The sequence below is a fragment of the Companilactobacillus metriopterae genome, from assembly GCF_004117915.1.
Classification (GTDB): Bacteria; Bacillota; Bacilli; order Lactobacillales; family Lactobacillaceae; genus Companilactobacillus; species Companilactobacillus metriopterae.
Genome location: NZ_RSTD01000001.1, coordinates 286,559 through 309,845, shown reverse-complemented (window position 1 = coordinate 309,845; position 23,287 = coordinate 286,559). Strand labels below are relative to the sequence as shown.

Here is a 23,287-nt window from a genome sequence, read left to right as displayed (position 1 = left end):
TTTTATTTATATTTTTAAACTTTTGCTTCTTCTGCAATTTGATTTAGTTTTCTTAATCTATGATTAATACCTGACTTGGAAATAGCACCACTAGGTACCATATCCCCAAGTTCTTTAAGTGAAACTTCAGGATTATCCATTCTTAAAATTGCAATTTCTTTTAATTTTTGTGGTAAAGAATCTAAACCAACTGTATCGCGTAAAAATTTGATATTGTCAATTTGCTTTTCTGCAGCTTCAACAGTTTTATTTATATTAGCATTCTCACAGTTAACAAGACGATTCACAGAATTTCTCATATCTCTAACAATTCTGATATCTTCAAATTTTAACATTGCATTCGTTGCACCGATTAACTGCAAAAATTCTGCTATTTTTTCAGCTTCTTTCAAATAAACAATGAAACCATTACGTCTGTTTGTAGTTTTAGCATTCAATCCAAATTTGTTCATCATATAAGCAATATCATCATTATGTGATTCATATAATGAATAAATTTCTAAATGATATCTTGATGTTTCAGGATTATTCACACTTCCGGTAGCCAAAAATGCACCACGAAGGTATGAGCGCATACGCTGTTTTTCTTCCAACATATCTTTTGGAACGTCTGTATTAATTCCAAAACTATTTTTATCAATAATACCTAAATCGCTTAAAATACGTTCTGTATCATATTTTAATCTTACTAAATATTGATTGTTCTTTTTTAATTTCATTTTCTTGCGAACCAATAATTCTGATTCGACACCATAATTTTGTTTGATTAAAGAAAAAATTCTTCGAGCAATAGCAGGATTTTCAGTGACTGCTGTCAGAACAAAATGATGATTTTGTAAACTGACTGATCCATTCATGCGCAACAATGCAGATAACTCTACTCTGGCATGTTCTGGATGAACTTCTAATCCTGTTAATTCTTTCTTTACTTCACTTGCATATGAAGACACTACGATCTCACCTCATTTTTTCTATTACCTGATCTCATAGCTAGGTTTAATATTTCTTCTGTTATTTTATCTCCGTTATGGAAAGCTCCCTTATTGTGTAACGACAAGAAATTATCTTGTACAACTCGACAGCCCATTTCACGAAGACGTTTGTAATCTGTTTCTACTTGTTTTACATACTCATCATACTTTTTCAAATCCATGTAATCATTTGGAATTGGCGCCGTATTAACTAAAACAGTATCTACGTAATTACCACCTAAATGATCATTAATAACTTGGACATGGTCAGCATCTGTAAAGCCTTCTGTTTCACCAATTTGCGTCATAATATTGCAAACATAAACTATTTCTGCAGAAGTTTGACGCATGGCTTCCCCTAACTCTTTAATCATCAAGTTAGGAAGAATGCTTGTAAATAAACTACCTGGTCCTAAAACTATTACGTCTGCTTGCATAATTGATGCAATAACAGGTAACAATGATTCTGGTTCTTTTTCTGGTTCTTCTGAGTTCGTAACCCAAACTCTCTTAACATGCTTACCAGAATGGGTAATATCATGTTCTCCAGAAATAACACTTCCATCAGTGAATTCAGCATTCAAAGTTAATTTAGTATTACTGGCTGGAAATACTCGACCATCTATCTTCATCATTTTTGACAACTCTTGAACTGCATCAAAAATATTAGGTGACATTTCTGTAAGTGCAGCAATAATCAAATTACCTATTGCGTGACCTGCAAAAAAGTCGTCATTACTTTTGAAACGATATTGAAAAACATCGAGTTCAACATCTGGTAAATCTGATAGAGATGCTAGAACATTACGAATATCCCCAGGTGGAACCACATTAATATAGTCTCGGATAATTCCTGAAGATCCTCCATCATCAGCCACAGTAACAATAGCGGTGATTTCAGCATCTTTATTCCTCAAACTATTTAAAATAACTGGTAATCCTGTTCCCCCACCTATAACAACAACTTTAGGTCGACGTCCTTTTACAACTCGGACAATTCTATTTGTTGCCATGCTCAATTACCTTCTTTTGAGATTTTTCCATATCACGATGTGATATATCGGTGTTATATCCTAACTTAGCTAAATCTTTTGATAAGCGTTCTGTAATAGCTACAGAGCGATGTTGACCACCTGTACAACCAATAGCAATTGTCAGATTACTCTTACCTTCTGCTTTGTAACCTGGAACTATATCCTTTAGTAAATCAAAGAATTTAGTATAAAAATTCTCAGTTCCATCAGCGTTCATAACATAATCATAAACTTCTTTATCTTGACCAGTTTTGGCTTTTAATTCATCGATATAAAATGGATTTTTTAAAAATCTCACATCCATCACAATATCCGCGTCTATTGGTAAACCATATTTAAACCCAAATGACATTGTTTGAATTTGAAAGGTGGGTTTTGTATTACTATTTTGGAAATTTTCAAAAATTTGTTCACGCAATTCTCTAGGAGACAAATCACTTGTATCAATTCTGACACTAGCACGGTGTTTTAATTCAGAAAGAAGTTTTCTTTCCATGTCTATTCCATCAAGTAGTCGACCCTCACCTGCTAGCGGATGACTACGTCTGGTTTCTTTATATCTTGAAACCAATACTTGATTAGATGAATCTAGAAATAGAATTTTCATTTCTACTTCTTCACCTAATTCAATTTCATCAGCTTCTACTTTAGAAATCATTGAAAAAATTTCATCATAAAAATCTCTAGAACGAATATCTACAACAAGGGCGACTTTATTGATATTACCTGATTCATAAACTAGTTCCCAAAATTTTGGTAGTAAGTTTGGAGGCATATTATCGATACAAAAGTATCCCATATCTTCAAATGCCTTCATGGCTACTGATTTACCAGCGCCACTCATTCCCGTTACAACTACTAGTTTCATTGGTTCTCTTGACATGTTTGCACCTCTCATTATTTGTTAATTATAACACAGCAACCCTGGTGTGTCTTTTAGAAAAAATAACCTCATTTCTATTATGAAATGAGGTTATTTTTATTTACTATTTTTTGTTCTTTCAATATCACGCTTCAAAATTGGAGCAAGGTACTTACCAGTATAACTTTCGTCTACTTTAACTACTTGTTCCGGTGTTCCGGTAGCAATGATTGTTCCACCACCATCTCCACCTTCTGGTCCTAAATCAATTAACCAATCAGAAGATTTTATAACGTCCAAATTATGTTCAATAACCAAGACAGTATTACCTTCATCAACTAATCTCTGAAGTACCTCCAGCAGTCTCTTTATATCATCAGTATGTAACCCTGTTGTCGGTTCATCTAAAATATAGAAATTTTTTCCGCTAGATTTTTTGTATAATTCAGAAGCCAATTTCATACGTTGAGCTTCTCCACCAGACAATTGTGTCGCTGATTGTCCAAGTGCAACATAGCCTAATCCAACATCAACAATCGTTTGTAGTTTACGTTTAATCTTTGGAATAGTATTGAAGAACTCTAAAGCATCTTCAACTTTCATATCTAAAATTTCAGAAATATTTTTATCCTTATAAGTTACTTCTAAAGTTTCTGAATTATATCTAGTACCATGACAAACTTCACAAGGAACATAAACATCTGGCAAGAAATTCATCTCGATTTTGATAATTCCATCACCACGACAGTTTTCACAACGACCGCCCTTAACGTTAAATGAGAAGCGACCTTTTTTATAACCACGTAATTTGGCTTCATTTGTTTGTGCAAATAAATCACGTACGTCATCAAATACTCCCGTATAAGTAGCAGGATTACTTCTAGGAGTTCTACCAATAGGACTTTGATCAATCGCTATAAGTTTTTCCAGTCCTTCATATCCTTTAATAGACTTATACTTTCCAGGTTTTTCTGAGTTATTATTCATTTTTTGAGCTAAAGCTCTTTTTAGAATCATGTTAACTAATGTAGATTTACCTGAACCAGAAACACCAGTAACTGAAATAAATTTACCTAACGGGAAGTTAACTTTTAAATTCTTCAAATTATTTTCTGAAGCTCCAGTAATTTGAATTTTGTCCCCATTTCCCTTGCGACGTTTTAATGGAACTGGGACAAATTTTTCACCTGATAAATACTTACCCGTTAATGAATTAGGATTATTTTTTACTTCTTCAGGTGTACCTGCGGCCATAATTTCCCCACCATGTGAGCCTGCACCTGGTCCGACATCAATTAAGTAATCTGATGCCAACATAGTATCTTCATCATGTTCAACAACAATCAAAGTATTGCCAAGATCACGCATCTGTTTCAATGAAGTAATCAATCGATCATTATCTCTTTGATGAAGTCCGATAGATGGTTCATCTAAGATATACATAACTCCTGACAAATTAGAACCTATTTGTGTTGCCAAGCGAATACGCTGAGCTTCTCCACCAGATAGTGTTCCAGCTGAACGAGAGAGTGTTAGATAATCTAAACCAACGTTGATCAAGAAGCTAATACGATCTCTAACTTCTTTTAATATTGGTTTAGCAATTACAGTTTTTTGTTCACCTAAAGTTAGATTGTCAAAGAAAGGCATATCTTCCTTGATAGAAAAACTTGAAACTTCAGCAATATCTTTGCCATCAATTTTAACAGCAAGGGCTTTTTCATTTAGTCTCTTACCTTTACAAACAGGACATTTTAACTCTGTCATGTATTTACGCATAGTTTCTCTTACGAAATCACTATTTGTTTCGTGATAACGACGATCAATATTTGTAATTACACCTTCAAATGGTACGTCCACATCTCTAACACCACCAAAATCATTTTCGTAGTGGAAATGGAAAGTTTTGTCTCCTGCACCGTAAAGTATCATGTTCTTTTCTTTTTTAGATAACTTTTTAAAAGGTTTAGCCATATCAATTTTGAATTCTTTACAAAATTGTGCCAACATTTCTGGATAATATTGTGAACTGATAGGATTCCAAGGCACTATAACACCGTCATTTAGGGTAAGAGTATCATCTTGAATTACTAGATCAATATCTACTTCTAACTTAACGCCAAGACCGTCACATCCCTCACAAGCACCAAAAGGAGCATTAAATGAAAACAATCTAGGTTCTACTTCTCCAACTGTGAACCCACATTTTGGACAAGAATTATTCTCTGAAAATATCATTGGTTCTGAACCAATAACATCAACATTCATGTAGCCATCTGACAATCTTAGAGCAGCTTCAACTGAATCAAATAATCTAGAACGAACTGAATCACTAACAACAATACGGTCAACAACAACATCGATATCATGTTTTTTATTCTTATCTAAGTCAATTTCATCATTGACGTCCATTGTTTCTCCATCAACTCTGATACGAACATATCCTTGCTTTTTGATTTGTTCTAATTGCTTCTTATGTTGACCCTTTTTACCTCTAACAACTGGAGATAGAACTTGAATCTTAGTTTTTTCTTCAAGATTCATAATTTCATCAACCATTTGTTGAGCAGATTGACTAGTTATTTCAGTCCCATCATTTGGACAAATAGGTGTACCAGCTCTAGCCCACAATAATCTTAAATAATCATTGATTTCAGTAACTGTACCTACCGTCGAACGAGGATTTTTTGATGTAGTTTTTTGATCAATTGAAATAGATGGACTTAACCCATCAATAGAATCTACATCTGGTTTATCCATTTGACCTAAAAATTGTCGTGCGTATGATGAAAGACTTTCGACGTATCGTCTTTGACCTTCGGCATACAATGTATCAAACGCCAAAGAACTTTTTCCAGATCCAGATAGTCCTGTAACAACCACAAATTCATTACGTGGAATAGTAACATCAATATCTTTCAAATTATGTTCTCTAGCGCCATGAATAATTATTTTGTCATTTAACATAATTAATCAATTTCCGCCTTTAATTCTAAAATAGTATCTCTCAAATTGGCAGCAGCTTCGAAATCTAACTTCTTGGCGGCATTCTCCATTTGTTCATTCAAATTAACAAGTAATTCTTGCTTCTCTTTCTTAGTCATATCTGCAAAGCTAACATCATCTTGAATAATACTTTCACTTTCTGAAGCAGTATTATCAACTTTTTGAACTGCAGTAATAGCATCACGGATTGGTTTAATAATAGTTGTAGGTGTAACACCATGCTCTTTATTAAAGGCAATCTGTCTTTCTCTTCTATCCATGGTTTTATCAATAGCACCTTGCATAGAGTCTGTAACGCTATCCGCATACATGATTACTTTACCAGATGAATTACGCGCAGCACGTCCAATGATTTGAACAAGTGATCTTTCTGATCGCAAGAAACCTTCCTTGTCAGCATCCAAAATAGCTATCAAGGAAACTTCTGGCACATCAATACCTTCTCTAAGAAGATTGATACCAATCAAAACATCAAACTTACCTAATCGAAGATCACGAATTATTTCTGTACGCTCAAGTGTTTTGATATCACTGTGTAAATATTTGACTTTAATTCCTAAATCTTTGAAATAATCTGTTAAATCTTCAGCCATTTTCTTGGTTAAAGTTGTTACAAATACACGCTCATTTTTTTCAACACGTTCATTGATTTCACCGACAAGATCATCAATTTGTCCCATAATTGGTCGAACTTCAATCTCAGGATCTAATAGTCCAGTTGGACGAATAATTTGTTCAGCAACTTTGTCAGTACGTTCCATTTCGTAAGGTCCAGGAGTGGCAGAAACATACATAATTTGGTTAACGTGTGTTTCAAATTCATCAAGAGTCAATGGTCTATTATCCAAGGCACTAGGTAATCTAAATCCATAATCTACAAGCATTTGTTTTCTGGCACGATCACCATTATACATCCCTCTAATTTGAGGCATAGTAACATGGGACTCATCAATCATGATATTAAAGTCATCTGGGAAAAAGTCTAGCAATGTATATGGTGGTTCGCCTTCAGCTCTGCCTTCCATATGTCTAGAGTAATTTTCAATACCAGATGTATAACCCATTTCGCGCATCATCTCAATATCGTATTCTGTTCTTTGTTTTAGACGTTGTGCTTCTAAGAGTTTACCTTCTTTGGTAAACAATGCTACTTGTTCTTCCATCTCTTTTTGAATTCTCTCAAGAGCAGCTTCCATAACTTCTTCATTGATCATAAAGTGAGTTGCCGGGAAGATTTCTACACGATTTAAAGTACCTGCAACCTCACCAGTCAATGCATTCATTTCAACAATACGATCAATTTCGTCACCAAAAAATTCAATACGATATGCATTGTCATCTCGTGAAGCTGGGAAAATATCGACAATATCACCGCGTACTCTAAATCTTCCACGTTGAAAATCGATATCATTTCTTTCAAATTGATTAGTTACTAATTCTTCTAGTAATTTATCTCGACTAATTTCTTGACCGACTTTTAAAGAAATAACACTTGAAGCATATTCTCTAGGATCACCCAATCCAAATATACAAGAGACAGATGCAACAATAATTACATCATTTCTCTCAAGTAACGCACTTGTTGCCGCATGTCGTAACTTATCAATCTCATCATTGATACTAGAATCTTTTTCGATGTAGGTATCACTTGAAGGAACGTATGCTTCCGGTTGGTAGTAATCGTAATAACTGACAAAATACTCAACCGCATTGTTAGGAAAAAATTCTTTGAATTCTCCATACAATTGTCCGGCCAAAGTTTTATTATGAGAAATTATTAAAGTCGGCTTGTTTAAATCCTTGATAATATTTGCCATAGTAAATGTTTTACCAGTACCTGTAGCACCCTCTAAAATCATCTCTTTATCGCCAGCTCTAAATTCTTTTTCAAGTTTTTCAATTGCTTGACCTTGATCGCCAGCAGGAGAATATTTAGAGACTAGTTCAAATTTGTGAGTATCATCTCTTTCAAGCATATATCTAACCTCCGTTTAATCGCACATAGTAACCCATTATAATTTATTGAATATTTTAACATAACAAACGTATGTTCGCCATTATTAGCAACCTAAAAAAGAGACCTTAAAGGTCTCTTTTTAATCCCAACTTTTAATTGTTTTTACATACTCATTTAATTTATTCTCTGATTTTTCTTCAGTATCAGCAGTTACTCCAACATAAAACTTCATCTTGGGTTCTGTACCTGATGGTCTTATAGCTACCCATGTACCATCTTCCAAGATATATTTAAGCACATCTGCTTTAGGAAGATCAGTTTCTCCTAGATAATCAATTGTTTTGGTAACTTTCACACCATTGATATCTGATAAACCATCTTCACGAAATTCCTTCATAATATCTTGCATGCGATCTTTTCCAGATATGCCGTTGAATGTCTTGGAAATAGTCTCTTCATGATAAAAGCCAAGTTTATTATACAGCTCTTGCAATGCATCATAAATTGTCATGCCTTTTGATTCATAATACGCAGCTACTTCTGTTAATAAAATGGTTGCTTGCATTGCATCTTTATCACGGACAAACGGTTTAACTAAGTAACCGTAACTTTCCTCAAATCCAAATAGAAATTCATGACTATTAGTTTCTTCAAAATCTTCAATTTTTTCTGCAATATATTTGAAACCAGTAAGTACATCAAAAATTTCGATATCGTAACTCTTAGCAACAGCTGCCGCTAGTTCTGATGAAACAATTGATTTTATAACTGCCCCATTAGCTGGTAATTGACCTAACTCCTTCTTAGCTTGAAGTAAGTAGTTAAGCATTACCGCAGCAATTTGATTACCTGTCATTAGAGCATATGTTCCATCAGGTTGGCGAACGGCCGCACCTAAACGATCAGCATCTGGATCTGTGGCAATAAGAATATTAGCGTCTACTTTTTCACCTTCAGCAATTGCCATATCAAAAGCTTGGGCAAATTCTGGATTAGGTGCTGGTGTAGTAGCAAACTCCGGATCCAATATTGCCTGCTTTGCGACCATAGAAAATTGTTTAAATCCTAAATTTTCAAATACTCGAGGAGCAATCATTTTACCAGTTCCATGTAGTGGCGTGTATACTACTTTAATTTTATCAGCTACTTTTTCAATCAAATCATGGTTTACTATTACACTGTTCAGTTCTTTAAGATATAGTTGGTCAACATCTTCACCTATTATTTGTAATAAGTTTTCATCACGCAATTGTGAAATAGACTTCACCTTAATTGCAAATAAATCACTTGCTGCACGAGCATAATTAGTTATGTTATCAGATTCTTCTGGTGGCATTTGTCCACCATCTGGACCGTATATTTTAAATCCATTGTATTGTTTAGGATTATGACTAGCTGTAATCATAATTCCAGCATATGTATTTAGTCTTCTTACTGCAAATGATAATTCTGGTGTTGGACGCAAACTATCAAAAACGAAAGAATTAATATTGTGTTGTCCTAGAACTCTTGCTGATTCATAAGCAAATACTTGAGAATAGTATCTAGAGTCATAGCTGATTGCCACACCTCTTTTTTTGATATCATCTCCCAAAGTATCCATAAATGATGCTAGTCCTTCAGTGGCTTGACGGACTGTATAAATATTCATTCTGTTTATTCCAGGTCCAATAAGTCCGCGCATACCTGCTGTACCAAATTCCATAGGTGCATAGAATGCTTCTTGGGCAACTGCTTCATCTTTTTGCATATCTAATAATTGATTTTTTAATTCAGGATCCATATTTTCGTAATTAATCCATGTTTGCATTGTATCTTGCCAAGACATATTGGTTCCTCCTGTTATGTAAGTCCTTACATTTGATTATATCAATCAATCTGTCATTTTTAAAATCGTTTTTTTTATGATAGAAAATTAATCTTAAATTGTTCTTAAATGTAAAAATATTATTCAGATAAATAAAAAAAGACTGTCTCCAGTCTTTATTTTTGTGCAACAATTTTTCTACGATTATAAAGCATTAATGCCAATGTAGCTATACCTAAAACAATAACTCCGATGATAGTAGCATTTACAGACAATTCATATGTTACCCAAGCAATCAAACTTCCCGCGAAGTCCAATGAGGCTACACCACTAGTACCGTGAGGTATTAATTTGGGACTAACAGTATGAACTGCTTTTGTAAATGTAGGTGCTAGTGCAGTAGCAAACCACAAACTGCACATGACACCAACTATACCAGTAACTAGAGTTCTAAATGCATTTCCTTTTGTATAAGGAAGTACCAAAGGAAATACATAGATTAAACCAGCCAATGAAGCAAGTGGTAAAAACATGTTCCCTGGTAAGATAACTGACAAGAATAATGTAATAGGAACTAATAATAATCCTACTGCCAATGTAACTGGATGACCAATGATAACTGATGGTGTAATACCTATACTAATATCACGGTTTGTCTTGTATTTGTTAACAAGTAAGTATTGAGCTCTCTGTGAAGTAGGATTCAATCCTTCCATGAATACTTTAGTAATTCTAGGTATCAATACCATCACAGCTGCCATAGTGATACCAAGTGTTAGCATCTTAGCAACAGTATAATGGGCAATTAATCCTAATAAAATACCAATTATGACACCCAAAAATGCTGGATCTCCGAATAATCCGTATCTTTTTTGCATTTTTTCTGCATCAATATCTATTTTATTGATTACAGGAATACGCTCAATAATCCAGTTTACTGCAATAGCAAATGGAATGAATCCGACTGAAAAGGCTTGAGGGAATGATACTCCCTTGTATTCTTCACCATAAAATTCTTCCATCTTTTTCTGTGATAAATCACATCCTACCAATGTAAATACTATCGTAACAACTAGTGCAAAGAATCCTAACCAAAAACTATTTGTGGCAATAGTTACAAGAGTTCCAACAAAAGCATAGTGCCAGTAACTCCATAAATTGATGTTCATTGTATTTGTAGTTTTAGTGAATAACATGATCATATTAATAACTAGTCCTACTGGAATGACAATAGCTCCTAATTTTGTACCATAAGATACTGTAGCAGCTGCTGGCCAACCAATATCCAAAACCTTTAAGTTCAATCCATATATCTGAACCATTTTGTTAACTGCTGGTCCAAGATTTTCAGCTAATAATTCTGTAACAATTGTAAGACCAACAAAACCAACACCGACCATAATACCGGATTTGATAGATTTCGCTACTCCAAGTCCTAAACAAAGTCCTAAAATAATGAAAACAATGGGCATCATAACATTGGCACCCAAGCTCATTATGTAATTAATAACAACCATAATTCCCTCCCAATAATAAAGCACTACTTGTAAGTATCATTTAAATTACGAGGTTATTCAAGAAGTATTTTAAATAAATAAAAAAAAAGAGTAACTTTTTATAAGTTACTCTTTTTATTTTACATCTGCTAAATCAGCATCTGATAATGTTTGAATATAATTGAAAGCTTCTTGTCCAGCAATACCACCGTCTCCAACTGCTGTTGTAATTTGTCGTAAATCTTTTTTACGAACATCTCCAATAGCATAAATTCCTGGAACTGAAGTTTCCATTTTATCATTAGTTTCAATCCAGTTTTCTGAATCCAAAATACCTAAATCTTGGAATGGTTCTGTCATTGGTTGGATACCGACATAAATAAAGGCGCCACTTGCAGGAACTACTTTTTCATCGCCTGTTTCTTTGTCTAAGTATTTAACTCCACTAACTTTTCCATCTTCACTAGTGATTTCTTCTACGTCTGCATTCCAAACAAAATTAATTTTGTCATTCTTGAATGCACGATCTTGAAGAATTTTTTGAGCACGTAATTGATCACGACGGTGAATGATTGTAACTGATTTAGCTAATTGGGTTAGGTAAACACCCTCTTCAACGGCTGAATCTCCCCCACCAATTACTGCTACATCTTGATTTTTGAAGAAAGCACCATCACATACAGCACAGTAAGATACTCCTCGTCCAGACATCTCTTCTTCTCCAGGAACACCAATTTTTTTATATTGTGATCCTGTAGCGATAATTACTACACTAGTTTCATAGTCACCATCATCAGTATGGATAATTTTCTTTGATCCTTTATCCTCAATACTTTCAACAGTTCCATATTCAAAAGTTGCTCCGAATCTAGTTGAAGAATTATACATCTTTTCACTTAAATCTGGTCCTAAAATAGAATCAAAACCAGGATAATTCTCTATCTCTGCTGTATTGTTCATTTGACCGCCGTAAATCCCGCGATCTAAAATTGCTACCGAAAGATTTGCACGTGAAGCATAAAGTGCGGCAGTTAGTCCCCCAGGACCTGCACCAATAACTACAACATCATAATTTTTCATTATTGACACCCTCCTTTAATCATTACCACATGATAGCACTTTAATTATAAAATGCTATTTTATTTGCTCATAATATGGTTCATCATATTTTTTTCTACGATAAATAAATAATGTTACTGCTACTATCAAGAATAACAATGATAATAATTGAGATATTCTCAACCCAGGAATTAGGTACAGACTATCTGTTCTCATTCCTTCTATAAAAAATCTTCCCACTGGATACCAGATTAGATATGATAAGAAAACCTCTCCACGTTTCAAAAAGTTTTTCCTGTGTCTAATGGAAAGAATTATAATCAGTCCTATTAAATTCCACAGTGATTCATACAGAAAAGTAGGTTGACGATATGCTCCGTCAATAAACATCTGATTAATAATAAAGTTAGGTAGGTGCAAACTTTGTAGAAAAGATAAACTCACTTTGGCACCGTAAGCTTCCTGATTCATAAAGTTACCCCAACGACCTACAATCTGACCAATCATCACAGCTGGTGCTGCAATATCCAGCATGGTCCACGCTGATATATTTCTTTTCTTGGATAATACTAATAGCACTATAAAAGCAGCTATTAAACCACCATATATGGCTATACCACCATGCCAAATTTTTATTATTTCACCTGGGTTAGCCAAGTAAAAAGGTAATTCAAATATTACATAGTACAATCTTGCACCAATAATAGCTATTGGAACACCGTATAATACTAAATCTAGGATATTATCGGTATCTACACCTAGATGTTTTGCTTCACTAATTGCTAACGCAATTCCTAAGATTGCGCCTAAGGCAATTATCAAACCATACCAATGAACTTGTAAGCTACCAACAGTAAAAGCTATTGGATTCAAAGATAAAAATTCTAAGTTCATCATTTTTCACTATTCCTTATCATTTTCTTCGTTTTCTTTGATCAAATTATTAAGGTTCTGTTCAAATTTTTCTGTGGCATCATATCCCATACGTTTAGCACGGAAGTTCATTGCTGCTACTTCAATAATAATTGAGATATTACGACCCACTTTAACAGGTATATTAATTCTTGGTACAGTAACATCAAAATATTTTCTACTGTCTTCCATTGTTCCTAAGCGGTCATAATTCTGATCTGGTGACCAATCTTCTAGATTGATAATAAGCTGAACTTCGCTACGTGAGCGAACTGCTCCTGCACCAAAAAGATTCATGACATCTATTATTCCAATTCCACGGATTTCCAACAAATGATTTAAAATTTTGGGTGCTTCACCCATTAAAGTTTTTTCATCCTGTTGATATACATCAACACGGTCATCTGCAATTAATCTGTGCCCTCTTTTCACTAATTCAAGAGCTGTTTCACTTTTACCAATTCCTGAATGACCAGTTAGCATTATTCCAATTCCGTAAACATCAACTAAAACACCATGAACAGACTCTCTAGGTGCTAACTCGCGATCCAAATAGTCTGTAATAATACTTGATAATCTAGTTGTAGGAATTTTTGAACCAACTACAGGAACCTTATTTTCAGCAGCTGCTTTCAAAAGTTCAGGAGTGGGAACGATATCTCTAGCTACTAGAAGCATCGGTGTATCTTCGCGACATAATTCAAGCATTACTTTATAACGATTGTTAGACGTCATTGTTTTAGAGTATGCAAACTCAGTTTGTCCAAATAATTGAATTCGTTCACTAGGATAATAGTCAAAGTACCCTGTCAATTCAATACCTGGTCTTGATATATCACTAGTTGTGATTTTCTTATTTGCAGCAAATTCTTCACCACCAAGATAAGTTAAATCATTTTCTTTAACAAATTTTGAAACTGTAACAAAATCAGCCATAATTATGCCTCACTTCTTATTAGTTATATTCTATTTTATCATTTTAAGGTATATAAAAAAAACGTGTAATTTATACACGTTTTTGAAAATTCTTCATTAAATATGAATTTATAATGGAATTACATATTGAAATTAATATTGCTATGAACAATGCTGACCAAAAACTCGTAAAATTAAATCTTGTTGATCCTACTATCCAAGATGTTAGCTCCAAAGTAATGGCACTTATTATAAAAGTGAAAAAACCAAAAGTTAACATTGTTATAGGTAACGAAACAAAATTTAGAAACGGTTTAATGGTTGCATTTAAAATAACTAAAATAACACTAGCAATTAGAGCAGATCCAAAACTACTTATAAAGAAGTATCTAGGAAATAACGCAGCTATTGCTAGAAATAAAACAGTATAAATTCCAACTCTTGCGATAAAGCGTAACATTATTTTTTCTCCTCATCTGAAACCTTGACTGAATTAGTAACATCTTTTCTACTACCATCAGTAATCTGTATATTTCTAGTTTCTGGAATTAGGAATATAGCCACTATATAAGCTATAACAGTTAAAAAATAAGTTAGCGGAGTTAGGATAATCAAAACTAATCTGACCCATACTACGTCAATACCTAAATAATCGGCGATACCTCCGCAAACACCAGCTAAAATTCTATTTTTACTTGATCTTGTTAATTTCTTTTTCATCTCTCAACCTCAGTATAGTCAATGTACAACAGTCTAAGATTGTTTTCAATATTAATCTTCAGATTCAATATCCTTTGAATAAAGTTCTACAACATGTCCTGTTTCTAGGTAAACAACCCATTCACAAAGATTCTTAGCGTAATCACCAATGCGTTCTAGATAGCTTGAAACTAGCATATATGAAGTTCCACTTAATACTGAATCACTATCTTCTTGCATTGCTTTTATACAGTCATCTACTATCTCAGCAGATTTTTTATCTATTTTGAAATCTCCAGCCGAAACTCTTTCAGCCATTTCTTTATCTTTTTTCAGATAAGCTTCAAGTGCATTTTCGACAATATTGGTACTCATATCGCCTAATTCAGCAATCTTCTTTTCAATTTCAGGAATACGATGTTCACCTTTAACTCGAATGGTTTCTTGCGCAATACTTACCGCATGATCACCCATTCTCTCTAAATCAGAACTTGCTTTCAAAACAGTCACAATCATACGCAAATCAGATGTAACTGGTTGTTGTAGAGCAATAGTTTCAAAAGAACTCTTCTCTAACTCTGTTTCTCGGGAATTTAGATTTTGATCAGCATCGATAACTTCTTGTGCAATTACCTTATCATGTGCAATATATGCTTCTACAGCCTTTGTTGTTGCCTCAATGGCCATCATACCCATTTCTGAAAATCTAAGATGTAAATCATTTAATCTTTCTTCTAAATTTCCTGCCATAATTGTCCTCCTACCCGAATTTTCCTGAAATATAATCTTCGGTTTCTTGTTTTTCTGGATTTAAGAAAATCTTCTTAGTTTCAGCAACTTCTATCAAATCACCGTTTAAAAAAAATGCAGTTTTATCAGCAATTCTTGAAGCTTGCTGCATGCTATGTGTAACAATGATTATTGTGTATTCTTTTTTTAAAGATAATAACATATCTTCAATCTTACCAGAAGATATTGGATCCAGAGCACTTGTAGGTTCATCTAAAAGAATAATTTCTGGTTTTACTGCTAGAACTCTAGCAATACATACTCTTTGTTGTTGACCACCAGATAAAGAAAGAGCGTTCTCATGTAACTTATCTTTTACATCTTCCCAAACCGCTGCTTGTTTTAAACTAGATTCAACGGCTTCATCAATGTAAGTTTTGTCCTTAATTCCAGCTAATCTCAAACCATATGCTACATTTTCATAAATTGAAAAAGGAAAAGGATTAGGCTGTTGGAATACCATCCCTACTTTTTTACGTAGCTCAACAGTATCAACATTTGGGGCATAGAGATTTTTATCTTCCATTTCGATATTTCCAGTAATAGTAACATTAGGTATTAAGTCATTCATCCTATTTAAACATCTAAGATAAGTAGACTTACCGCAACCTGATGGTCCAATAAGTGCTGTAATTTCGTTCTTTTTGAAAAATAAATTAATCCCCTTTAGCGCTTCTTTTTTACCATAGAATAAGTGAACATTAGAAGATGTTAAAATTGTTGGATTTTCTGCCATTTTTGAAGCCCCCTTATCCAAAATGTCCTGAAACATAGTCTTCAGTTAGTTGAATTTTTGGTCTAGTAAAGATCTTTCTTGTTTCATCAAACTCTACAGCTTTTCCCATGTTGAAAAAGGCTGTATAGTCGCTAACACGTGATGCTTGTTGCATATTATGTGTAACGATAATAATCGTGTAGTTATCTTTTAAATTTAACATTGTCTCTTCAATGTTTGCTGTTGAAATTGGATCTAGCGCACTAGCAGGTTCATCCATTAATAAAACGTCTGGTTTCATTGCGATAGCTCTTGCAATACAAAGTCTTTGTTGTTGGCCACCTGACAAAGCCAAAGCACTCTTGTTAAGATCATCCTTAACTTGTTCCCACAAAGATGCTTGTTTTAGTGTTGTTTCAACAATTTCATCTAATTCATTTTTATCTTTCATACCGTGTCGTTTAAGTGCAAAAGTTATATTTTCATAGATAGATTTAGAAAAAGGATTAGGTCTTTGGAATACCATTCCGATATGTTTTCTTGTTTCATAAATATCAATATCATTTTTATTGATATCTAAGCCTCTATATATAATTTCACCTTTAACACTTGCACCAGGAACGTTATCATTCATACGATTAAGCGATCTTAAGAATGTAGACTTACCAGATCCAGAAGAGCCAATAAGCGAAGTGATTTTGTATCTTTCAAATTGCATTGATGTTTTTTCTAAGGCTTCTTTTTCACCATAGAAAACTTGAACATTCTTTGTTTCCATAGCAATTTCGTGTTTATTACTATCTAGTTCCAGAATATATTTATCTGCCATCCCTATTCACCCCCTGTTATCTTCTTATATACTTTGTTTCCGATATATCTTGCTAATAAGTTAAATATCAAAACAGCAATAATCAAGATAGCAGATGATCCTGCGGAAACTTGATCAGCATTAGCAACTAGTCCTTCAGAATTAACCTTCCAAATATGTACAGCTAATGTTTCAGCTGGTCTCATCAAGTTAAGTGGATTAGTAGGACTGAAAATATTAAAGTTACTAAATTCAAGTGGTGGAGCACTTTGACCGGCTGTGTAGATAAGAGCAGCAGCTTCACCGAAAATTCTGCCCGCTCCTAAAACCATACCTGTGATGATACCAGGCAATGCACTAGGGATAATTACATGAATCACTGTTTCCCATTTTGATAAGCCAAGTGATAGACCAGCTTCACGTTGTGAGCCAGGTACAGCTTTTAGAGAGTCTTCAACACTTCTTGTTAAAATTGGTAGATTGAATACCGTAAGAGTTAGAGCACCTGATAAAATTGAAAATCCCATGTGAAAATATATTACGAAAACTAAAAATCCAAATAAACCAACCACGATTGATGGTAATGAACTTAAAACTTCTATTGAGATTCTAATGACATTTACAATTTTACTTTTTCCAGCATATTCTGATAGATATATTCCTGAAGAAACAGAGATAGGAATAGAAATCAGCATTGATATAACTAGAAGATAAAACGAATTGAACAATTGAACACCAACACCGCTACCTTTTGAGAAATCCGATGAAGTAGATGTTAGAAAATCCCAGTTCACGTAGCGAAGTCCGCTACCCAAAATATAAAGTAGTAGTGAGGCAAGAATTATAACAATAATTCCTGACAGAGTATAAATAATTCCTGTGGCTATTTTATCTTTTACTTTTGCATTAAACACTAGAACTCACCTCGCTTAGCAATGGCTCTTGTAACAGTATTAAAAATAAGTGACATAAGTAATAAAATTAGCGCAAGTGACCATAGTGCATTGTTAGAAGTTGATCCTTGAACAGAATTTCCCATATTCATTGTTAAAACTGATGTTAGTGTAGACGAAGGAGATACCAAACTCGTTGGCATCAACATAGCATTACCAATAACCATTTGAACAGCAAGTGCTTCACCGAATGCACGTGACATTCCAAAAATAATTGCTGTCAAAATTCCTGGTGTGGCTGCACGTAAGACCACTTTGCTAGTAGTTTGCCATCGTGTGGCACCCAGAGCCAATGAAGCTTCACGATAGTTGCGTGGCACAGCCTTTAGAGCATCAACCGTCATTGATGTAATAGTTGGTAAAATCATAACAAACAATACAAACGCACCTGAAAGTACACCCAGTCCACTTCCTCCGGCAACGTCCTTTACAAAAGGTACAACAACTGTCAAACCAATAAATCCATAAACAACTGATGGAATACCAACTAGTAGTTCAATAACAGGTTGAAGAATTTTCTTACCCCATTTTGATGATATTTCAGTCATATATACAGCTGCTGCAATGGCAAAAGGTGTAGCAATAATTGCAGCAAAAAGTGTAACAACAAACGATCCAACAATCATAGGAGCAGCTCCGATAATTGGATGACCATTTGCATCCAGTGTATTAGGTTTCCACGTTGTATGTGTCAAAAAATCAAAAGGATTAACCCCGTCCTTAATAAAAATTAATGATCCTTTAGCAGCAACAAATCCAATAATTGAAATAACTAAAATAACAATTACAGCAGTAAAACTTAGTGAGATAATTTTCCCACGTGTTTCAAGTTTTGCTGATTTAGATCTCTGTGTCAGACTCTCTCTAATAGTATCTTTCAAAGTGATATCCCCTTATAAAACTATTTTTTTATCAATTTGTTATTTGCATCTTTTTCATATTGCATATCTTTTATTGGAACATATTTCATTTCTTTAACAATTTTATTCTGAACTTCATCTGTCATTAGATATGCTAAAAATTTCTTAGTAAGACCTTTTGGTTCGCCTTTAGTATATAGATGTTCATATGACCAGATAGGCCAAGCATTTGATTGAACATTTTCTACAGTAGCTTTTACACCATTAACTTTTAATGGCTTAGTATTATTATCTAGATATGGCATTGAAACATAACTGATAGCGCCGTCTGTATTTTTTACGATTTGACGTACAGTTCCAGTTGAATCTTGTTCTTGAGAGCTAGCAAATTCTGTATCACCCATAACATCATTTGCAAATGCTGTTCTTGTTCCACTACCGTCTGCACGATTGACAATTGTTATATCTAAATTTTGTCCGCCGACTTCTTTCCAATTTTTAATCTTTCCAGAAAAAATATCTTTTAGTTGAGTAAGTGTCAAATTTTTAACTTTAACTTCTTTATTAACAATCGGTACCATACCAACCGCACAGATTCGATGATCCACTAATTTTGATGCATCAATTCCTTTTTTCTGTTCAGCATACAAATCAGAGCTACCTATATCAACAGCTCCTTGTTGAATCTGACTTAACCCAGTACCAGATCCTCCACCTTGAACATTGATATAAGTATTATCATGTTCAAGATCGTATTTGCTTGCAGCCTGTTCAACTAATGGTTGAACAGCGGTGGAACCAACTGCTGTTATTGATTCATATGAACTTTTTCCACATCCACTTAAAATTAAGATAAGTGAAAGCATAGATACTATTACTGCTATTTTTTTATTTTTCACTATTTTCACCCCGTATGATTAATAATACGTTTTAAATGTATATTTTTTGTATACAAATAAAAAAAACAGCAATAAATTTGCTGTTTTTATAAAGGTAAATCAACGATAAATTTCGTACCCAATCCCAAATGAGACTCAACAAAAATATCACCATTCATTTTTTCTACAGTTTCTTTAACAATAGATAAACCTAGACCCGTACCACCGACTTTTTTGCTTCTAGATTCATCAACTTGGTAGAATCGCTCGAAAATTCTTTGTTCATCTGCCTCTTTAATACCTATACCAGTATCTTCAACAGATAATCTCACACGATTTTTAATCTCATCATGGTGGAATTCAATCTTGATCTCACCGCCATCTTTGTTGTAAGAAATTGCATTTTTTAGTAGGTTTTCAATTATTTTATTTAACCTAGATTTACTAATTTCAACAGTATTTCTTCCAAAAAATTCTGTCTCAACTCTAATGTTTTTATTATCAATCGATAGTGCCTGATGCTGAATATTTTTATCAATTAATGCTTTAACGTCAACATATTCTAATTCATCATCTTGTGTCTGAATTTTTGAAATAGATAAAATATCTTGAACCAGATCATTTAGGTGAACAGATTCGTCATAGATTATATCCAAGAAGTGATCTAGCATTTGTGGATCATTCTTTGCACCATTCTTCAACGTTTCTGCAAATCCTTGAATCGATGTAATTGGTGTTTTTAACTCATGACTTACATTGTTCACAAAATCTTCTTGTTGTTTTTCAGCTAATTTTGTATCAGTTAAATCATATAGAATTAACATTATTTGTTGATCTATCATCTCTTCACTAGAGTGTGCAAGTCTAGTAACTGTGGCATCAACATAACGATTAGTATTTCCTACTAACTGAATTATCTTATGATAGTTTTGATTCTTGCGAAGAGTCTTTTCAATCATTTGAGAAAGCTCATATGTTTTAACATCTTCAACAAATGGGTGAATTTCACTTGAAATATTAACTCCTAACAAATTAGCCATAGCCTGATTATGCAGCAAAACTTGTCCTGTTTTACTCATTAGCATAACTCCTACAGGCAAATGACCAATCAAACTTTCAAATCGACGTTTTCTTAATCTTGAAGCTATTCTTATATTATTTAAATCTTCTCCTAGACTATTTATTTCTTGAGAAAGATCATAAAGTTTATCGTCAGGAGGCAAAATAATGGAATTATAATCATTAGATTTTCTAACACTATTTATGTAATTTGTAACTTCCTCAATGTCTCTCTCTGTATTTCTTTGATTTCTATAATACAGATAAATTATTAAGTTAAAGATAATAAAATATGCAATCATAACAGCAATAAATCTAGCTCTATTAAAATTCCATAATCTTGGGAATCTCTCTGAGACTAAATCTCTATCATTTCCTGTCTTAAAGTAGATATATCTCTCATCAAAATCAGTAAATGTTGTTATTTCATTATCAGTATCTAATTTTCCACGTTTGGATAATTCTAAAGCTCCATTACTATATGAGGATTTGTCTTTTGCAGGATTATATATATACTTCACTCTTGCTAATCTTGCTGCTTCTGGCTTATCGTAATTTTTCTTAAGTTCTTTATATATCTGAATCTTTTGATCAAACATATCTCTTTGAACATTTGAAATAACATTGTCTGATGCTACAACTATCGCAAAAAAAACTATTACTGATAATATTACTGATAATACTAATTTAAAATTATTCTTCAAATTCTATTCCCCTAAAATATATCCAAAACCATGAACTGTTTTTATAATTTCTGGTTCTTTACTATTTATTTCAATTTTATCTCTCAAATGACTGATTTGAATATCGACCATTCTTATTTGTGAGTCAGAATTAAGACCCCAAATATTTTCAAAGATTTGGTCTCTTGATAATATCTGACCACTATTGCTGACCAAATATTCTAAAACTTTGTATTCTTTTTTAGTAAGTGGTATTTTTTTGCCACGAACCTCAACTGATTTTCCAGTTAATGTTAAATTTGTTTTTTTACTATCTGATTTATCCATAGTTCTTCTTAAAACAACATCAATTCTTGCCAATAATTCATTGATACTAAATGGTTTAGTTATATAATCATCTGCACCACTGACTAAACCTTCTATTTTCTTATCTTCTGTATCCAATGCTGTTAAGAAAATAACAGGTGTAGTTATGCCATTGGATCTAAGTTTTTTTAGGGTTTCTATGCCACTTAGCTCAGGTAGCATTTGATCTAGAATGATTAAATCGTAATCTCCTGACAATGACATTTCATATGCAGACAATCCATCGTACGCTTCATTCAAATCATAACCAGATTCTTCTAAGTTGTATTTAAGAAGTTCTACTATAGATTTTTGATCATCAACTACCAAAATTTTTGCATTATTAGTCTGGGTTTTCATCTTTTAACTTCCATTGTAAGTATGAGTATATAAATGGATCTAAGTCACCATCCATGACAGCTTGTCCGTTTCCAGTTTCATAATCAGTTCGGTGATCTTTCACCATAGTATAAGGATGAAATACATATGATCTTATCTGTGAACCCCATCCAATCTCAAGTTGTTCACCTTTGATCTCTGCATTTCGTTTTGCTTGTTCTTCTTGTTCTTTTTGGAATAATTTTGCTTTCAACATGTTCATAGCAGTTTCTCTATTTTGAAGCTGTGATCTTTGTGCTTGAGAACTAACTACAAACCCTGTTGGTAAGTGGGTTATTCTAACAGCCGATGATGTTTTATTAACGTGCTGACCTCCAGCACCAGAAGCTCTAAAGACATCTACGCGCAAATCGTCATCATTTATTTCTATATCTATACTATCATCAATTTCTGGCATAACATCTACAGAAGCAAATGATGTATGTCTTCGGCCAGCTGAATCGAATGGAGAAATTCTTACTAATCGATGAACTCCTTGTTCTGATCTAAGTCTTCCATACGCATTTTCTCCACTTATCATCAAGGTAACACTTTTAATACCAGCTTCTTCACCTGGTTGATAATCTTCCACTTCAACTTTTAATCCGTGTTGTTCTGACCAACGTTCGTACATTCTAAGTAACATTGAACCCCAATCTTGAGATTCTGTTCCACCAGCACCGGGGTGTATTTCAAGGATAGCATTACTTTGATCATATTCTCCTGATAGTAGTATAGTCATTTCATATTCTTGAACTTGTTGCTCAACTGCATCAACTTCAGATATTAACTGTTTAAATAATTCAGGATCTTGATCCTCTTGATATAGTTCTACTAGTACTTGTAAATTTTCTAACTGATCATTCAGTTGATTAAAATTATCAAATTTACTTTTTAGAAAATTATTTTCATCAATGATTTTTTGAGCACCCTGTTGGTCATTCCAAAAATTAGGTTCCGCCATCTTTGACTCATTCTCTGCAATATTTGCTTCCAAAGCTTCTAAGTCAAAGAGACCCCCTAAATTGATTAATTTTTTCAGATATTACATTTATTCTGTTAGTTAATTCACCTAACTCCATACTTATTTACCTATAAAAA

At 33.5% G+C, this 23,287-nt stretch carries 21 protein-coding genes; all 21 read right to left on the bottom strand.

What is annotated here, in order from left to right:
• Window positions 1-14: 14 nt before the first annotated feature.
• Window positions 15-950 (bottom strand): DNA-binding protein WhiA, encoded by a 936-nt coding sequence (whiA, locus tag EKN01_RS01560; protein WP_129044686.1) that lies wholly within the window; start codon window positions 948-950, stop codon window positions 15-17.
• Complete coding sequence (locus tag EKN01_RS01555) at window positions 950-1,990, bottom strand: gluconeogenesis factor YvcK family protein (protein WP_425435971.1); 1,041 nt, start codon at window positions 1,988-1,990, stop codon at window positions 950-952. Before EKN01_RS01555 ends, whiA begins: the two co-directional genes overlap by 1 nt.
• Entirely contained in the window at window positions 1,971-2,888 is a 918-nt protein-coding gene (gene rapZ / locus EKN01_RS01550) for an RNase adapter RapZ (RefSeq protein ID WP_129044685.1), read from the bottom strand. Before rapZ ends, EKN01_RS01555 begins: the two co-directional genes overlap by 20 nt.
• Window positions 2,889-2,984: 96 nt before the next feature.
• Entirely contained in the window at window positions 2,985-5,834 is a 2,850-nt protein-coding gene (gene uvrA / locus EKN01_RS01545; protein ID WP_129044684.1) for an excinuclease ABC subunit UvrA, read from the bottom strand.
• A 2-nt stretch (window positions 5,835-5,836) separates the two neighbouring features.
• Window positions 5,837-7,849 (bottom strand): excinuclease ABC subunit UvrB, encoded by a 2,013-nt coding sequence (gene uvrB / locus EKN01_RS01540; RefSeq protein ID WP_129044683.1) that lies wholly within the window; start codon window positions 7,847-7,849, stop codon window positions 5,837-5,839.
• Between the two features lie 120 nt (window positions 7,850-7,969).
• Window positions 7,970-9,658: a phospho-sugar mutase gene (locus EKN01_RS01535; protein WP_129044682.1), complete on the bottom strand. Its 1,689-nt coding sequence runs from the start codon at window positions 9,656-9,658 to the stop codon at window positions 7,970-7,972.
• 155 nt (window positions 9,659-9,813) lie between these two features.
• Complete coding sequence (locus tag EKN01_RS01530; RefSeq protein ID WP_129044681.1) at window positions 9,814-11,154, bottom strand: PTS galactitol transporter subunit IIC; 1,341 nt, start codon at window positions 11,152-11,154, stop codon at window positions 9,814-9,816.
• 114 nt (window positions 11,155-11,268) lie between these two features.
• The gene (gene trxB / locus EKN01_RS01525) at window positions 11,269-12,216 is read right to left on the bottom strand and encodes a thioredoxin-disulfide reductase (RefSeq protein WP_164966372.1); all 948 of its coding nucleotides are present in this window, start codon (window positions 12,214-12,216) and stop codon (window positions 11,269-11,271) included.
• Between the two features lie 51 nt (window positions 12,217-12,267).
• Window positions 12,268-13,089 (bottom strand): prolipoprotein diacylglyceryl transferase, encoded by an 822-nt coding sequence (gene lgt, locus EKN01_RS01520; protein ID WP_432264334.1) that lies wholly within the window; start codon window positions 13,087-13,089, stop codon window positions 12,268-12,270.
• Between the two features lie 6 nt (window positions 13,090-13,095).
• Window positions 13,096-14,040, bottom strand: a complete 945-nt coding sequence (gene hprK, locus EKN01_RS01515) for an HPr(Ser) kinase/phosphatase (RefSeq protein ID WP_129044679.1) — start codon at window positions 14,038-14,040, stop codon at window positions 13,096-13,098.
• Between the two features lie 70 nt (window positions 14,041-14,110).
• Window positions 14,111-14,479, bottom strand: coding sequence for a phage holin family protein (locus tag EKN01_RS01510; protein ID WP_129044678.1), 369 nt, complete (start codon window positions 14,477-14,479; stop codon window positions 14,111-14,113).
• Window positions 14,479-14,739 carry a PspC domain-containing protein gene (locus tag EKN01_RS01505; protein WP_129044677.1) on the bottom strand — a complete coding sequence of 87 codons (261 nt, stop codon included), beginning with the start codon at window positions 14,737-14,739 and terminating at the stop codon, window positions 14,479-14,481. Before EKN01_RS01505 ends, EKN01_RS01510 begins: the two co-directional genes overlap by 1 nt.
• Window positions 14,740-14,790: 51 nt before the next feature.
• The gene (gene phoU / locus EKN01_RS01500) at window positions 14,791-15,468 is read right to left on the bottom strand and encodes a phosphate signaling complex protein PhoU (protein WP_099974450.1); all 678 of its coding nucleotides are present in this window, start codon (window positions 15,466-15,468) and stop codon (window positions 14,791-14,793) included.
• Between the two features lie 10 nt (window positions 15,469-15,478).
• Window positions 15,479-16,243 carry a phosphate ABC transporter ATP-binding protein PstB gene (gene pstB, locus EKN01_RS01495; RefSeq protein ID WP_099974449.1) on the bottom strand — a complete coding sequence of 255 codons (765 nt, stop codon included), beginning with the start codon at window positions 16,241-16,243 and terminating at the stop codon, window positions 15,479-15,481.
• A 13-nt stretch (window positions 16,244-16,256) separates the two neighbouring features.
• Window positions 16,257-17,051 carry a phosphate ABC transporter ATP-binding protein PstB gene (gene pstB / locus EKN01_RS01490; RefSeq protein ID WP_099974448.1) on the bottom strand — a complete coding sequence of 265 codons (795 nt, stop codon included), beginning with the start codon at window positions 17,049-17,051 and terminating at the stop codon, window positions 16,257-16,259.
• 2 nt (window positions 17,052-17,053) lie between these two features.
• Window positions 17,054-17,944, bottom strand: a complete 891-nt coding sequence (pstA, locus tag EKN01_RS01485; protein WP_099974447.1) for a phosphate ABC transporter permease PstA — start codon at window positions 17,942-17,944, stop codon at window positions 17,054-17,056.
• Complete coding sequence (gene pstC, locus EKN01_RS01480; protein WP_099974446.1) at window positions 17,944-18,864, bottom strand: phosphate ABC transporter permease subunit PstC; 921 nt, start codon at window positions 18,862-18,864, stop codon at window positions 17,944-17,946. The genes pstA and pstC overlap by 1 nt, the downstream gene beginning before the upstream one ends.
• Before the next feature lie 20 nt (window positions 18,865-18,884).
• Window positions 18,885-19,709 (bottom strand): phosphate ABC transporter substrate-binding protein, encoded by an 825-nt coding sequence (locus EKN01_RS01475; RefSeq protein ID WP_129045242.1) that lies wholly within the window; start codon window positions 19,707-19,709, stop codon window positions 18,885-18,887.
• 119 nt (window positions 19,710-19,828) lie between these two features.
• Window positions 19,829-21,484 carry a sensor histidine kinase gene (locus EKN01_RS01470; RefSeq protein WP_241685225.1) on the bottom strand — a complete coding sequence of 552 codons (1,656 nt, stop codon included), beginning with the start codon at window positions 21,482-21,484 and terminating at the stop codon, window positions 19,829-19,831.
• Window positions 21,485-21,487: 3 nt separating this feature from the next.
• Window positions 21,488-22,168 carry a response regulator transcription factor gene (locus EKN01_RS01465; protein ID WP_129044676.1) on the bottom strand — a complete coding sequence of 227 codons (681 nt, stop codon included), beginning with the start codon at window positions 22,166-22,168 and terminating at the stop codon, window positions 21,488-21,490.
• A protein-coding gene (prfB, locus tag EKN01_RS01460) for a peptide chain release factor 2 (protein WP_129044675.1) occupies window positions 22,152-23,268 on the bottom strand; the annotation gives its coding sequence in 2 pieces (ribosomal slippage) (window positions 22,152-23,195 and window positions 23,197-23,268; 1,116 coding nt in all). The genes EKN01_RS01465 and prfB overlap by 17 nt, the downstream gene beginning before the upstream one ends.
• Window positions 23,269-23,287 lie beyond the last annotated feature (19 nt).